Source organism: Gemmatimonadaceae bacterium, assembly GCA_020851035.1.
Taxonomy (GTDB): domain Bacteria; phylum Gemmatimonadota; class Gemmatimonadetes; order Gemmatimonadales; family Gemmatimonadaceae; genus JACMLX01.
This window is the reverse complement of record JADZDM010000021.1, coordinates 222,775-236,636: the sequence shown is the minus strand read 5'-3', so window position 1 is coordinate 236,636 and position 13,862 is coordinate 222,775. Positions and strand designations below refer to the sequence as shown.

Here is a 13,862-nt window from a genome sequence, read left to right as displayed (position 1 = left end):
GCCACCGGGTGACTCCGGTGGTGCCGGCGTCGAAGCGCGGGACGTGCGCTCAGCTCCCGATCAGGCTCCCGCGCAGGATCACCAGCTGCGTGTCCGTGACGAGTGCCAGCCCGCTGGTCCCCCAGCGCACCATGCGCCGTGATGCGTAGCCGATCGCAGGTGACGGCGTGCTGGTGAGCGGGCTCAATGACGCGAAGGTGTAGGTGCGCAACGTCGCATTCACCGCCGCATACGCGCGGCCCTGCGTGACATCGGCCACCACCTGCATCGGGTAGCCGGGCACGCTGCCGGGCAGCGTGCCGATCCGTGCGAAGGTTGCGGCATCGAGCACGTCACCATTGCTGAAGTAGAGCCGGCCGGCGGCATACTGGAAGTCGTTGATGGACCCCGGCACGACGGAGGTGCGCAGGTCGAGCACCGTCATGCCATCCGGGGCGAGACGGTATCGCCGCAGCGGAGCGTCGGAGCTGTTGTGGTTGTACCCGATCGCCTCGGTCGCGGAGATGACCTCGATGCGCGACGATTCGCCGTCGGAGCCCGGCGTCACCGGACGGGCGACGGCGTCGTCGTACACCTGGGGGGCGATGTGGTTGCCGGGCGTGCTGCGGGTCACGAGGACGGCGCGTGGCGACCCGGGAATCGGCGCAAGGTCCAGCGCGCGCGCGTCAGGCGCCCCGATCGTGATCGACAGGTCCTCCGTGCCGGAATCCAGGTCGATCCGGCCGACGGTCGGCCGACCGGTGTACGCGACGTACAGGTACCGACCATCCGCTGATGCGGCCAACGCCCCCGGTTCCGACGCGAGCGCGATCCGCGCCGTGATCGCGCCGGTGGCGGGGTCCACGGCCAGCACCGTGTTCGTGGCAGGACCGCTGGCGACCGACACGTACAGCCGGTTGCGCGACGCCACCCACGCCACGTCCCTCGCCAGCATGTCGAGCGTGATCGGCGGGTCCAGCGTCGCAGTGCCACCCAGGATCCCGTAGCTCGATGGCGTGCTGCTGCGTGCGCCGGTCCGGACGACGACCGTTGCTGCCTGTGGCACCGCGAGTCGCGCGGCGTCCACGGTGACGTCGAGCTGCAGCGCGGAGACGTAGTGCGTCGGCAGGACCGCGCCGTTCCACAGCACCTCGGACGTGGCGTCGAATCCGCTGCCGGTGATCGCCACCGACGTGGTCGCGGAGCCGGCGACGAGGGACGCGGGCGCGAAGCTGCCGATCACCGGTGGCGCGGTCCGCACCGCGACGGGCAGTGCCGCGGAGGCGCCGGCCGTCGGCTCAGGGTTGCGGGCGGTGAGCAGCAGTGTGCCGGGGGCCGCCACGTCACCCGCGGCAAGCGTCACGACCGCGAGGCTGTCGCTGCCGAAGGTTGCCGGACGCTGGGAACCGCCCACCAGGAACGTCGTGCGAGGCGTGAAGCCGATGCCGGTCACGCGCACGTCGCGAAACTCCTGCCCGGTGAGCATCGAATCCGGGTACACGCGCTGCAGCACGGGCACCCGATTGGCGACCGTGAACGGGACCGCGTTGGAGCTCCCGCCGCCGGGAGGGGGATTCTCGACGCGGAGCGTGTAGGCGGCAGGGTCGACCCCGATGCCCAGCCGGACCTTCAGCGTGGTGCGCGTCTGGGCGAGGACAGGCAACAGGCGCCCGGACGAGAGCCAGACCTGGCTGTTGAACTGGAAGCCGGTCCCGGTCACCGTGATCGTGTCACCGGGAAGCTCCGGGACCACCGGCGTCATCGCGCCCGATGTGATGGCGGGCAGCGCGTTGCCGACCACGAAGTAGAGTGTGTCGCTGGTGCCGCCCCCGGGCGGGGCGTTGGTCACCGTGACCGAATAGCCCGTGAGCGACGAGAGCTCCACTTCCGTCATCGTGAACCGCAGCGAAGTGCTGCTCACGAAATCCATGGTGCGAGGCACCTCTGCCACGAGCAGGCGTGACTGCGGCGTGAAGCCGCTCCCGGTGAGGGTCACCGTCGTCGCCCCACTTCCCATGGCGACCATCTCCGGACCGAGGGAGACTGCCCGGGGGCGCGGGGCCTTGTCCTCGTCGCCGCCGCCACAGCTGGTCAGCGTGATGGTGCACGCCACGAGGAGCGCGAGGCGCGCGTACGCGGGAGCGGCTGCGGCCGCGCGGGCGCGGAGGGACATCGGGGATCTCGGGCCGGGAGGGAGTGCGTGGCGCTGGCTGGACAATGCGCCCGTCGTGCCGCTCGCACCAGATCCCCGGCGCGGCGGTCCCGCGCAATGAGTCAGTGTCCGTCGGCGGCGTCCGCGTCGCGCGAGACGCAGAGCCCCTGCGCCGCCTGCATGCTCACCCAGCCTCCCGTCACGTTCCGCACGCCCTCGAACCCCGCCGCCTGCAGGATGCGGGACGCCACATGGGCGCGCATCCCACCGCGGCAGTGCACCACGATCGCGCGGTCGCGCGGCAGCTCGTTCAACCGCCCCCGGAGCTCGTCCACCGGCACATGCAGTGCATCGCAGAAGTGCCCCTCGCTGAACTCGGCCGCGGTGCGGACATCCAGCACCACCGGCGGGGCCGCCGACGCCAGCTCCGCCTGCAGCGCATCGGCGGTGATGAGCGGGCTGTAGCCGGAGAGGTCGTTGCCGGCGACGAACGCGGCCATGTTGAGCGGATCGTTGGCCGACGAGTAGGGCGGGGCATAGGCCAGGTCGGCGGTGGCCAGGTCGTGCACCGTCATGCCGCCGAGGAGCGCCATCGCGAGCGCGTCGATGCGCTTGTCCACGCCATCGTCGCCGAACGCCTGCGCACCGAGCAGCCGCGCCGTGTCGCGATCGTACACCAGCTTGAGCGAGAGTTCGCGCGCACCCGGGTAGTACTTCGCGTGGCTGCCGGCATGCACCACCGCCACACCCGCCGTGAAGCCGGCGTCGCGCGCGGTGCGCTCCGTGAGGCCGGTCATTGCCGCGGTGCTGTCGAACACCTTCACGACGCTGGTGCCGAGTGCACCGGCGTACCGCATCGGGACGCCGAGCGCGTTGGATGCCGCGATGCGGCCCTGCCGGTTCGCCGGGCCGGCCAGCGGCATGCGCACGCGCCGGCCCGAGACGCGGTGCTCGACCTCGATCATGTCGCCGGCGGCGAAGATGGCCGGGTCCGAAGTCTGCAGGTGGTCGTCGACGAGCAGCCCGCCCGACCGACCGATCGCCAGCCCCGCCTGCGTCGCGAGGGTCAGCTCCGGGCGCACGCCGACCGACAGCAGCACGAGGCCGGCCGGAATGCGCCGACCGTCCGTCAGCTCCACCGTGGTGTCCGAGGCGTGCACCGCCACCACGCCGACGCCGGTGAGCACCGTCACGCCGTGCTGCCGGCACGCCCCGGCGACCTGGTGCCCGAACTCGGGATCCATCACGGACATGACGGTCGGCTGCAGTTCGACGATCGTCACCTGCAGCCCGCGCGCGTGGAACGCCTCGGCCATCTCGAGACCGATGAACCCGCCACCCACCACCACGGCGCTCCGGGGGCGCTGGGTGGTGATGAACGCCTGCAGGCGGTCGGTGTCGGGCACGGTCCAGAGCGTGAAGACGTGTGGTGCATCACCACCCGGGAGCGACGGTCGGATCGGTGTGCCGCCCTGCGCCAGGATCAGCCGGTCGTACGGCAGCCAGCGCTCTCCCTCGGGGCCGCTCACGCGGAGCCGCCGATCATCCCGGTCGATCTCGAGCGCCTCGGTGTGGACGAACGCGTCCACGCGATACCGGCGCGCCAGGCTCTCTGGCGTCTCGAGCAGGAGCTTCGAACGCTCGGTGATCTCGCCAGCGATGTAATACGGCAGGCCGCAGTTGGCGAAGCTCAGGTACGGCCCCCGCTCGACGAGTGTGATCTCGGCCCGTTCGTCGAGACGCCGGGCGCGGGCCGCGGCCGTGGCGCCACCAGCCACACCACCGACGACGACGATACGCCGCGGGGCGCCGTCGGCCGGCGTGGTCACGGGGTGTAGTCCGGGCGGGCCGATGCCGTCGCGCCGCCATCGGTCACGCGGCGATACCCGAGCTGCCGCAAGGTGTCGGCGGCCATCGCCGAGCGGGCGCCGCTGGCACACACGAGGAGGATGCGGGAGTCCTTGCGGATCTCCGGATGGCTGGTGATCTCGGCGGCGATGTCACCGACGGGGATGCAGATGGCACCGTCGAGGTGGCCGAACCAGAACTCGACCTTGGAACGCACGTCGATGACGACGTCGATGGGCTTGTTGCGGAAGGAAGGCATGGGAACGGGGACGGCGGAGGAGTCAGGAGTGTGGAGCGTGCGGCGCCGGGCCCGTCGGGTGCGGTCCGCCCCGGGTGCGGGCAGGCGGTGACGGGGGGCTGGCGTTTTCACAAACGTATACATATACTGGAATATACTCATACGCAACCAGGCCATCCTCGACGGGCTGCCCGGGGGGGTGGATGGGGCCGGCAGTCGGGCAGGCGGCCCGGACGGCAGCGGGGGGTCGCGGCGGCGGGGCCGCCCGGCACGGGGCAGGGCAGCGCGGGGTTCCGCGAGGGAGGTTGGCATGGCAAGGGTCATCGTGCTGGGCGCCGGCGTCGCCGGCCACACCGCCGCGCTCCACCTGCGCCGCAAGCTGGGCCGGGAGCACGAGGTGGTCGTGGTCACGCCGAACTCCCGCTGGAACTGGATCCCGTCCAACATCTGGGTCGGGGTCGGGCGGATGACAGCGGAGCAGGTGGTGTTTCCGCTGGCGCCGATCTACCGGCGCAAGGGCATCACGCTCCACCAGGCGAAGGCGGTGGCGGTGCGGCCGGAAGGTGATGCCGCGGACCCCACCGGCGCGGTCGAGATCGAGTACACCGACGCGGCCCGCGCCGGCACCCGGGCGACGCTCCGCTACGACTACCTGGTCAACGCCACCGGGCCCCGCCTCAACTTCGCGGCGACGCCGGGGCTCGGGCCCGAGGGGCACTCCCTCTCGGTCTGCACCGCAGACCACGCGGTGCACGCGGCTGCAGCACTCGCCACCGCCATCGCGCGCATGCGCCGGGGCCAGCGCCAGACCCTGGTGGTCGGCATGGGCCACGGCGGTTGCACCTGCGAGGGCGCGGCGTTCGAGTACGTCTTCAACGTCGACCACGAACTGCGGCAGGCCGGCGTGCGTGACATGGCCGACATCGTCTACCTCACCAACGAGTTCGAGCTCGGCGATTTCGGCGTGGACGGCATGACCTTCGTGCAGCAGGGCTTCCACACCACCAGCAAGCTCTGGACGGAGTCCCTCTTCCGTGAGCGCGGCATCCGCGCCATCCTCGGCGCGCACGTGGAGCGGGTGGAGGACGGGGTGGTGCACTACGAGCAGCTCGACGGCACGCGCCACACGCAGGGCTTCGACTTCGCGATGCTGCTCCCCCCGTTCCGCGGGGCCGACCTGGTGGCGTACGATCGGGCCGGCGCCGACATCACGGCGTCGCTGTTCGCCCCGAGCGGCTTCATGAAGGTGGACGCCGACTACACGGCGCGTCCGTACGACGCGTGGCGCGCCGCAGACTGGCCGGCCACCTACCAGAGCCCCGGCTACGCGAACGTCTTCGCCGCCGGCATCGCCTTCGCGCCGCCGCACCAGATCTCGCGGCCACGCAAGAGCCCGAACGGCACCGTCATCGCGCCCGCGCCGCCGCGCACCGGCATGCCGTCGGGCGTGATGGGCAAGACGGTGGCACTCACGATCGTGGATCGCATCCAGCGCGGGAGCGCCGTGGCGGCGCACACCGCGTCGATGGCGAACATGGGGGCGGCCTGCGTGGCGTCCGCCGGCGCCGGATTCCGCGACGGGTCGGCGGCCGCGATGACGATGTATCCCGTGGTGCCGGACTACCAGGCGTACCCGGGCACGGGCCGGAGCGTGAAGGACACCATCGGCGAGATCGGCCTCGCCGGACACTGGCTCAAGCTGATGCTGCATCACCTGTTCATCTACAAGGCGAAAGCCCTGCCCGGCTGGCAGTTCATCCCGGAGTAGCCCATGTCGTCACCCACACCGCCGGATGATGCCGGCCTGCTCGATGCGGATCGCGCCATTGCGGCTGCGCCGTTGCCGACGGCAGAGACCATCCGGGCTCGTCAGAGCCTGCTGGGACAGGCCGTGCGCTTCGTGATCCTCAACCTCAGGATCATGCGCATGGTGCTCAAGGGTAACCACTGATCCCAACCAGCGCATGCGTCAAAACCCGTAGTGAGAATCCCTGACTGGCGATCCCGCCGACCGCGGTCACACTCCGCGATGACGCGTGCGGATCACGGAGTGTGCCCTCCTTCCTTCCCGGAGAGAATACCGATGCGCCTGACTGTCACCGCGCTCCTGCTCATTCCTTCGTTGCTGCACGCCCAGGGTGCCGAGACGCTGGGCAAGGCCGTCGCCGAGATGGACCGCCTCGATGCGATGCGCTCGACCCTCGCAGCGACATTCGCCCAGTCCGGTGCACCGGCCGACCTCGAGGCGTTTGGCCGGGTCTGCAAGCCGGTCGGCATGGCCATGCAACAGGCCGCCGTGACCAACGGCTGGACCGCACGCCAGGTGGCGGTGAAGAACCGCAACCCCGCCAACGCTGCAGATCCCGAGGCTGTAGCACAGATGCAGCGGTTCGAGACGGACTCGGCGCTGCGCGCAGTGCTGCTGAACACCACCATGAATGGCCGGCCCGGGGTGCGATACCTGCGGCGCATCACGGTCGAGTCGTCGTGCCTGCTCTGCCATGGTGCGCTGGCCTCGCGACCGGCGTTCATTGCCGCGAACTACCCGCAGGACCGTGCGTTCGGGTTCAAGGTCGGCGACCTCCGCGGCGCGTACAGCGTCTTCATCCCGGCAGCGCCGTAGAGACCGGCGCGATTTCCGCACCCCCGCGGTCCAGTCTCTGGTTCTTCATCCCGGCGAGTCGAAACGCCATCGCATGCACCAGTCCCGCCTGTCCTGGATGCGCGCCGCCGGTGTCGGCGCGGGCGCGTTCGCCGTGCTCGCGCTGGCCTTTCTCTTCGTGCCGCACTGGATCCTGACGGGCCTCACGGCGCCCGCACGCGGCGTTCGCGTGTGGATGGCGACGGCATGGATCGCGCTCGTGTTCGGTGCATCGTGCGTGGCGGGCTGGCGCGCGACGGCACGCCCGGGCAACACGGCATGATTGCCCCCCGCAGCGCCGCGGCGGACATCGCGACCGGCTCGCCTGCACCGTGCCGCGCGGCCTGCCCCGTGGGCACCGACGCCTCGGCCTACGTGGCGCTGCTCGACGAAGGCCGCATTGCCGATGCATACGACGTCGCGCGCCGGTTCAACCCGTTCGCCTCCGTCTGCGGACGCGTCTGCTCGGCGCCGTGCGAGCGCGCCTGCCGCCGCGGCGTGGTGGATGCTGCGGTCTCGATCCGCGCGCTCAAGCGGGTGCTCTGCGACGCCCATGGCGCGGAGCAGGGTGCGCAGTCGCGGTGGCAGCATGCCATCGGGGTGCTGCCCGCGGCCACCCATGGCTCCGTCGCCATCATCGGTGCGGGGCCGGCCGGCCTGGCCGCAGCGCACGACCTCCGGCGCTCGGGGCTCGCCGTCACCGTCTTCGAGGCGATGCCGGCCGCCGGCGGGATGATGCGCTTCGGCATCCCCGCCTTCCGGCTCCCCCGCCCGGTGCTGGACGCCGAGATCGGCGCCATCGCGGCGCTCGGCATCGAGATCCGGCTCGGATGTGTCGTGGGACGTGACGTGGTGTTCGCCGAGCTGCTGGCGCAGCACGACGCCGTGCTGGTGACGGTGGGCTGTCAGCAGGGACGGACGATGGCCGTGCCAGGCGCCGAGTTGCCGGGTGTGGTGCGCGCGGTGGACTACCTGCGTCGCCACAACGGGCAGCCGGCGACGGATGGCGCCTTGGAGGGTGACGACGCCAGCGGGGCCCTGGTCGTGATCGGCGGCGGCAGCGTGGCCTTCGATGCCGCCCGCAGCGCATGGCGGGCGCAGACGACGACGGCGTACGACGGGCAGACCGTGGTCGATGTCGCGCGGAGCGCAGTGCGTGGCGGCGGGGGGACCGTCACGCTGGTGGCACAGGAACGGCGCGCCGATCTCTCGGTGCCGGACGAGGAGCTGCACGAGGCGGTGGCGGAAGGGGTCACGCTGCGCGACGGCTTCGGCGTGCTCCGCATCCTGGGGACAACCGCTGTCACCGGTGTCGAGGTGGCGCCGGTCCTCTCGCTTCGTGACGCCGATGGCCGCTTCAATCCCACCCTGGATCCCACGCGGGCCGAGTCCATCGCCGCCGGCACCGTGGTGCTGGCCATCGGCCAGCAGTCGGACACCGACTTCCTCGCCGGCACGGACGGCCTGGTGCGCACGCCGTGGGGTGGCATCGCCGTGGATGCCGGCGGGCGGTCGACGCACCCGAAGGTGTGGGCCGCCGGTGACGTCGCGACCGGTCCGCGTGACCTGATCGATGCCGTCGCCGCCGGTCAGCGCGCCGCCGCGACCATCGTGCGTGCGCTGGGAGCAGCCGACGGCACCGCCACCGTGCCACCCGCCGTCTGCACGGCGCCACCCATGCGCAGCAGCACACGGTTCTGGAGCGGCTACGCGGCGGAGCCGCGCATCGCGTCGACCGTCCTGCCCGCGTCCCGACGGAGCGCGACGGCGGAAGTGGAATGCGCGCTGACCGACGCTGCCGCGCGACATGAGGCGTCGCGGTGCCTTCGGTGTGATGAGCACATGCAGTTTGCTCCGGAGCGGTGCATCGCGTGTGCCCTCTGCGTGGACGTCTGTCCGCAGGCATCGCTGGCGCTGCTGCCCCGTGCGCCGGGCACGCTCGCGATGGTGTTCGACGATGATACATGCATCCGGTGCGGGCTCTGCGTGCATCGCTGCCCCACGGATGCGTTGCACTTCACGCTGGCGCCGGTGCTGGTCGCGCCGGCACCGTCCGCCACCGCCATCCAGCCCGGAACCGTACATGCCAGCCACTGAGACGGATCGGCCTCCGGTGCCGCGCCGCGGCCTGATGGCGCGGCTGCGGGGGAGCACCCTCTACCGGTCCGTCGTGCGCACGCCGGGGTCGGACTCGCCGAGTGGCCGCGCGCTGCATGCGTTCGGGAACGTGTTCCTTCACATCTATCCCGTCCGGATTCCCCGCGGCCTGCTGCGCTTCCGGTCCACCTGGCGGCTCGGGTTCATCTCCAGCGTGCTGTTCGCGCTGCTGTTCATCACCGGCCTGTACCTCATGTTCTTCTACACGCCGGCCGTGAGCATGGCGTACGGCGACATGCAGCAGTTGCGCGCGCAGGTGGGATTCGGGCAGCTCATCCGCAACGTGCATCGCTGGGGTGCGCACCTGATGGTGCTGGCGGTGGTGCTGCACCTGGTGCGGGTGTTCGTCCATGGGGGCTACAAGGCGCCGCGCCAGTTCAACTGGGTGATCGGCGTGGGCCTGCTGGTGGTCACGCTCGCCTATTCGTTCACCGGCTACCTGCTGCCATGGGACCAGCTGGCCTACTGGGCCGTCACGGTCGGGTCGGGCCTCGTGAAGTACGCGCCCGGTGTGGGCAACGTGCTCCGCGACTTCCTCCTCGGTGGCGAGACCATCGGGCAGGCGGCGCTGCTGCGCTTCTACGTCATTCACGTGGCCGTGCTGACGGTGGCGTTCGCGCTGCTGATGGCCGTGCACCTGTGGCGCATCCGGAAGGACGGGCTGGTGGTCGGTGATACCGGTGTGGCGCACGATGTCACCGCCCGCGTGGACGACCGGATCGCGCTGCCCGCCGCGGAGCAGGCGGATGGCGTGGCACGGCTGGACGACAGCCGCCGCGTGCTGGGTGTCGTGCACGTCGACGAGGTGCCCGGCCGCAGCCGCGACCCCGACGACGAGGTGTTCTCGTGGCCGGCGCTGATCATCCGGCACCAGGTCATCGCGCTGGCGGTCTGCGCGCTGGTACTGGCGCTCGGCATCGCGTTCGAGGCGCCGCTGCGCGACATCGCGAACCCGAACCTCACCCCCGAGCCGTCGAAGGCGCCGTGGTACTTCGTGGGGCTGCAGGAGCTGCTCGCGCACTTCGATCCGCTGGTGGCCGGCGTGCTCGCGCCGGGTGCACTGGTCGCCGCGCTGGTGGCGCTGCCGTACGTCGATCGCAACCCGTCGCGCCGTCCGGCGGACCGGAAGGTCGCGCTGGTGCTTTTCTGGGCGGTCTTCCTCGGCTTGGTGGTGCTGACGATCATCGGCGCCTTCTTCCGTGGCCCGGGCTGGGCGTTCGTGCTGCCGTGGGAACACCTCTACTTCGAACCGTGAGCGGGAGCGCCTGATGGACCAGACCCGTCGTGACCTGCTGGAAGCCGGGTGGACCGTGGGTGGTGGGCTGCTGATCGCCGCCGCCGGATGGACGTCGTTCGTGGCACTCAAGCCGCTGGCGTCGGCGGGGGGCGGCGGTGTGCTGCCGTTGCTCGAACCCGATGCGTACCCCGAGGGCTCGGCCACCTTCGTGCGCCAGGGGCGGCTGTTCATCACCCGCACCGGCGGCGAGCTGCATGCGATCTCGCAGAAGTGTCCGCACCTGGGATGCGCGGTGCCGTTCTGCGAGTCGTCCGGGCAGTTCGAGTGCCCCTGTCACGGCTCGGTGTTCAATGCCGCCGGCGAGTGGATCAGCGGGCCATCGCCGCGCGGCATGGATCGCCATCCGCTGCAGGTGACGGACGGACGGCTGCTGGTGAACACCGCCGTCCTCGAGGAAGGGGCACCGCTTGGCTCGCGGAAGTTCGACGGGCGTGCGCGTGGGCCGCGCTGCACCACGGAACCCGCGGACTGACGATCGATGCCCGTGACGCACCGCGCACCGCGCCCGCTCGACTCGCCGGACGACGCACGCGCGCTCGACCGCTGGCACGTGGCCGGGCTGCTCTGCATGCTGGCGCTGATCCTGGCCTTCCCTGTCTACAACCTCGGGGAGCCGGCGCGTCGTGCGCGGGCGCAGGAGGAGATGGCGCGCGCGAACGTCCGTCTCGGGCGCACGATGTTCGCACAACACTGCGCGTCGTGTCATGGCGACGAGGCCCGCGGCGGCCGTGGGTCGCCCACGCTTGCGGCACGTGAGTTCCTCGGCTCGGTCTCGGACCGGCAGCTGCACTGGCTCATCAGCGGCGGCATCCCCGGGTCGGTGATGTCGGCGTACGACATCGACCTCGGTGGCCCGTTCACGGCGCAGGAGATCGCGCGGCTGGCGGCGTACCTGCGCTCGCTGGAGGCAGGCGCGCCGAGCGTGTCGGGGTGGTTCACGGGGGCGCTGGCACCGCCGCGCAGCGTCGCCGCAGCCCACGCGGGGAAGTCGGGCGGCGGGGAAGGCCGCGGGGAGCGGCGCGGACAGGCCGGGAACGACGACGCGCCCGGGCGCGGTCGCGACAGTCTCGCACCGACCGTGCTGGCGTCGGCCGGCGTGGCCGAGGTGTATGCCACACGGTGCGCGATGTGCCACGGCGTGCGTGGCGAGGGGACGGCGATCGCGCCGGTGCTGCGTCCGATGCGCGCGCCACTCGTCGCGGAGCCGGACCTGGCGTACCGGAAGATCACGCACGGCGTGCCCGGCACCGCGATGGGGGCGTTCTCGACGAAGCAGGGCGGCGCACTGGACGAGACGGCGATCCGGGCGCTGGTGGCGTGGATGCGCGAGGCAACGCCGCCGCCGCGCTGAAGTTCGAGGGGACGAACTTCAAGGGGACGGAGATCTTGACCTCCGGAGGGGACAGGTCGGTGACTGCACCCCGCGCCGGGATCGCCGCGGCGTTACCGGCCGGCCCCCGCCTCGGCGATCAGCGGCTCCAGCCCCTGCACGATCTCGTCCACCGTGGCTTCGTACGGGAACGAGCGACGCAGCACGCCCTTCGCATCCAGCACGTACAGCGTGGTGGAGTGCGACACCGAGTACTTGCCGGCCGACTGCGGCGTCGGCACGATCTCGTAGGACGCCCCGTACTGCGCCACCACCGTGTCGATCTCCTGGCGCGTGCCGGTGAGGCCGAGCGCGTCGAGGTCGAACAGGGCCAGATCGGCCTTCAATGCCGCCGGCGTGTCGCGGTCGGGGTCCACGGTGATGTAGAGCGTCTTCACCTTCCCCTGCTGCGGACCGAGCCGCTTCGTCACCCGCGAGAGCTTCGAGAGCGTCGTCGGGCAGACGTCGGGGCAGGTGCTGTAGCCGAAGAAGATCATCACCACCGTGCCGCGCAGCGACTGCAGCGCGAATCGTTGCGCGTTGTGGTCGGTGAGGGTGAAGTCACCACCGGCCGCCACCGCCACCGCCACCGCCGCCGCCGCCGCCGCTGGCGTTGGCGCGGCATCCCTGGCCTTGCAGCCGGCCGCCATCATGGCGGTGGCTGCAAGAACAGTGACCAGCGGGACGCGGCGGGTCCCCCGTCGCGGCGCGCCGGTCATGGCATGCTGCCCATGGCGCGGACCGGCGCGACGAACGAGACCCGGGCGCCGCTGTCGAGCGTCAGCGTCACGTGCACCGAGTCCCCCGCCACCAGCGGGCGCTTCAGCCCGAACAGCATCAGGTGCAGCCCGCCGGGGCGGAGTTCGGCCTTCCCGTTCGCCGGCACCACGATCGACGACACCGGCGACATGCGCATCATGCCGTTCTCGCGCTTCATCTCGTGCAGTTCGAGCGTGTCGCTCACGTCGGTGGAACCGCTCACGATCGAGCGGGCGGTGCCGGAGGTGTTCTGTGCGGTGAGGAAGATCGCGGTGACCTTGCGACCGGCGGGCGCCTCGCGCACCCAGGCGCCGGTGGCGGTGACGGCGGCGGCCGGTGTGGCCTGCGCCGACAGCGCGCCCGCGGAGACGGCCGACAGCGTGGTGACGAGTGCGAGCGCGCGCATCGAGCGGCGCATGATGGTGTGGTGCGTGGTCATGGACTGGATTCCCGTGGTGGCAGTGGTTGACGAAGCGACAGGACGTACAGGGCGAGCGAGCGTCGCTCGGTGGTGGAGAGGTGTGCGTACAGCGGCATCTGGCCGCCGTTCGGGATGCCGGTGGCGAGGAGCTGGGTGATCGTGGCCTCGTCGCCCTCGGTGCGGAAGTCACCCGCGCGCCGGAAGTCACGCGGCGGTGGCGCGAGCGTCGCGGCGACGGGACCGTCACCGTGACCCTCCGGCCCGTGACAGCTGCCGCAGCCGTTCTCGCGGTAGAGCGCGCGGCCGCCGGCCACCGATGCCGCCGTGGCCACGTGCGCGACGCCAGCCGCATTCGCCACCAGCGCCGTGTCCAGGTCCGCGTAGTCGAGCACGCGCGCCGTGGCAGGCAGCACCGCACCGGTGGTGATGCGCAGCGAGAGCTGCACCGTGTCACCACGCGCCAGCGGACGCCGCAGCTTGCCGACGGAGACGAAATAGCCCCCCGGAGCGAACCGCACCGACGCTCCCGCCGGCACGCCCACCGAATCGATGGCCTCGTACAGTGGCGTCGACGACGGCGCCGTCCCGATCGCCGGCGCGCGGTGTGCGGTCGGCGTCAGGAGCGACGTGCTGAACGCGCCGTGCACCTGCACCTCCGACACCGCCACCGGCTGCGCGCCGGTGTTGCGCACGGTGAAGTAGAGCGCGGCGGGCACCGACGCGGTGGGACGCGTGAGTACGGCGCGCTCCACGGCCAGCGGCGGTGGTGGCGCGGCGCAGGCACCGGCGAGGTGAACCAGCGTGAGGCTGAGGCAGGCGCGAGGGACGGACATCGGGTACCGGAGACAGAGAACGACGGGCCGTCATTCCACGGGGCCGATGGCACACGCGACGGCAGCGGGCTGCCGGCGGGATGGCGGTGGAATGCGTCGTCCGTGCCGTGTGTCGGCGCGGATCGATCCGGCGTGCGCAGCGGCGATGCGGATGGCATCGGCGACGGC

Annotated in this window: 14 protein-coding genes; 8 read left to right on the top strand and 6 right to left on the bottom strand. The window is 71.5% G+C overall.

Annotation, left to right across the window (positions count from 1 at the left end; all coding sequences use genetic code 11):
• Positions 1–49: 49 nt before the first annotated feature.
• The 3 genes from IT355_13840 to IT355_13830 form a co-directional block, all read right to left on the bottom strand.
• Positions 50–2,152 (bottom strand): IPT/TIG domain-containing protein, encoded by a 2,103-nt coding sequence (locus tag IT355_13840; protein ID MCC7054344.1) that lies wholly within the window; start codon positions 2,150–2,152, stop codon positions 50–52.
• A gap of 101 nt (positions 2,153–2,253) precedes the next feature.
• Positions 2,254–3,960, bottom strand: coding sequence for an FAD-dependent oxidoreductase (locus tag IT355_13835; protein MCC7054343.1), 1,707 nt, complete (start codon positions 3,958–3,960; stop codon positions 2,254–2,256).
• On the bottom strand, positions 3,957–4,238 hold the full coding sequence (locus IT355_13830) for a rhodanese-like domain-containing protein (protein MCC7054342.1): 282 nt from the start codon (positions 4,236–4,238) through the stop codon (positions 3,957–3,959). Before IT355_13830 ends, IT355_13835 begins: the two co-directional genes overlap by 4 nt.
• A gap of 289 nt (positions 4,239–4,527) precedes the next feature.
• Between IT355_13830 and IT355_13825 the strand changes: the two genes are divergently transcribed.
• The 8 genes from IT355_13825 (at position 4,528) to IT355_13790 (ending at position 11,663) form a co-directional block, all read left to right on the top strand.
• On the top strand, positions 4,528–5,985 hold the full coding sequence (locus tag IT355_13825; GenBank protein ID MCC7054341.1) for an FAD-dependent oxidoreductase: 1,458 nt from the start codon (positions 4,528–4,530) through the stop codon (positions 5,983–5,985).
• A gap of 3 nt (positions 5,986–5,988) precedes the next feature.
• Entirely contained in the window at positions 5,989–6,168 is a 180-nt protein-coding gene (locus IT355_13820) for a hypothetical protein (GenBank protein MCC7054340.1), read from the top strand.
• Positions 6,169–6,300: 132 nt separating this feature from the next.
• Positions 6,301–6,840 carry a DUF3365 domain-containing protein gene (locus IT355_13815; protein ID MCC7054339.1) on the top strand — a complete coding sequence of 180 codons (540 nt, stop codon included), beginning with the start codon at positions 6,301–6,303 and terminating at the stop codon, positions 6,838–6,840.
• Between the two features lie 73 nt (positions 6,841–6,913).
• Entirely contained in the window at positions 6,914–7,141 is a 228-nt protein-coding gene (locus IT355_13810) for a hypothetical protein (protein ID MCC7054338.1), read from the top strand.
• Entirely contained in the window at positions 7,138–8,955 is a 1,818-nt protein-coding gene (locus tag IT355_13805; protein MCC7054337.1) for an FAD-dependent oxidoreductase, read from the top strand. Before IT355_13810 ends, IT355_13805 begins: the two co-directional genes overlap by 4 nt.
• Entirely contained in the window at positions 8,942–10,270 is a 1,329-nt protein-coding gene (locus IT355_13800) for a cytochrome b N-terminal domain-containing protein (protein ID MCC7054336.1), read from the top strand. The genes IT355_13805 and IT355_13800 overlap by 14 nt, the downstream gene beginning before the upstream one ends.
• A gap of 13 nt (positions 10,271–10,283) precedes the next feature.
• Positions 10,284–10,784 carry a ubiquinol-cytochrome c reductase iron-sulfur subunit gene (locus IT355_13795; protein MCC7054335.1) on the top strand — a complete coding sequence of 167 codons (501 nt, stop codon included), beginning with the start codon at positions 10,284–10,286 and terminating at the stop codon, positions 10,782–10,784.
• Between the two features lie 6 nt (positions 10,785–10,790).
• The gene (locus IT355_13790) at positions 10,791–11,663 is read left to right on the top strand and encodes a cytochrome c (GenBank protein MCC7054334.1); all 873 of its coding nucleotides are present in this window, start codon (positions 10,791–10,793) and stop codon (positions 11,661–11,663) included.
• Between the two features lie 92 nt (positions 11,664–11,755).
• On the opposite strand, the gene IT355_13785 is transcribed toward IT355_13790, so the two are convergent.
• The 3 genes from IT355_13785 to IT355_13775 are packed head-to-tail and all read right to left on the bottom strand — an operon-like array spanning position 11,756 to position 13,694.
• Entirely contained in the window at positions 11,756–12,400 is a 645-nt protein-coding gene (locus IT355_13785) for an SCO family protein (GenBank protein MCC7054333.1), read from the bottom strand.
• A complete protein-coding gene (locus IT355_13780; protein MCC7054332.1) occupies positions 12,397–12,879 on the bottom strand; it encodes a copper chaperone PCu(A)C in 483 nt (160 codons plus the stop codon). Before IT355_13780 ends, IT355_13785 begins: the two co-directional genes overlap by 4 nt.
• Positions 12,876–13,694, bottom strand: coding sequence for a copper chaperone PCu(A)C (locus IT355_13775; GenBank protein ID MCC7054331.1), 819 nt, complete (start codon positions 13,692–13,694; stop codon positions 12,876–12,878). Before IT355_13775 ends, IT355_13780 begins: the two co-directional genes overlap by 4 nt.
• Between the last annotated feature and the right edge of the window lie 168 nt (positions 13,695–13,862).

Coding starts and splice junctions, on each gene's coding strand:
- IT355_13840 (MCC7054344.1), bottom strand. CDS start 2,152: ATGTCCCTCCGCGCCCGCGCGGCCGCAGCCGCTCCCGCGTACGCGCGC.
- IT355_13830 (MCC7054342.1), bottom strand. CDS start 4,238: ATGCCTTCCTTCCGCAACAAGCCCATCGACGTCGTCATCGACGTGCGT.
- IT355_13825 (MCC7054341.1), top strand. CDS start 4,528: ATGGCAAGGGTCATCGTGCTGGGCGCCGGCGTCGCCGGCCACACCGCC.
- IT355_13820 (MCC7054340.1), top strand. CDS start 5,989: ATGTCGTCACCCACACCGCCGGATGATGCCGGCCTGCTCGATGCGGAT.
- IT355_13815 (MCC7054339.1), top strand. CDS start 6,301: ATGCGCCTGACTGTCACCGCGCTCCTGCTCATTCCTTCGTTGCTGCAC.
- IT355_13810 (MCC7054338.1), top strand. CDS start 6,914: ATGCACCAGTCCCGCCTGTCCTGGATGCGCGCCGCCGGTGTCGGCGCG.
- IT355_13805 (MCC7054337.1), top strand. CDS start 7,138: ATGATTGCCCCCCGCAGCGCCGCGGCGGACATCGCGACCGGCTCGCCT.
- IT355_13800 (MCC7054336.1), top strand. CDS start 8,942: ATGCCAGCCACTGAGACGGATCGGCCTCCGGTGCCGCGCCGCGGCCTG.
- IT355_13795 (MCC7054335.1), top strand. CDS start 10,284: ATGGACCAGACCCGTCGTGACCTGCTGGAAGCCGGGTGGACCGTGGGT.
- IT355_13790 (MCC7054334.1), top strand. CDS start 10,791: ATGCCCGTGACGCACCGCGCACCGCGCCCGCTCGACTCGCCGGACGAC.
- IT355_13785 (MCC7054333.1), bottom strand. CDS start 12,400: ATGACCGGCGCGCCGCGACGGGGGACCCGCCGCGTCCCGCTGGTCACT.
- IT355_13780 (MCC7054332.1), bottom strand. CDS start 12,879: ATGACCACGCACCACACCATCATGCGCCGCTCGATGCGCGCGCTCGCA.
- IT355_13775 (MCC7054331.1), bottom strand. CDS start 13,694: ATGTCCGTCCCTCGCGCCTGCCTCAGCCTCACGCTGGTTCACCTCGCC.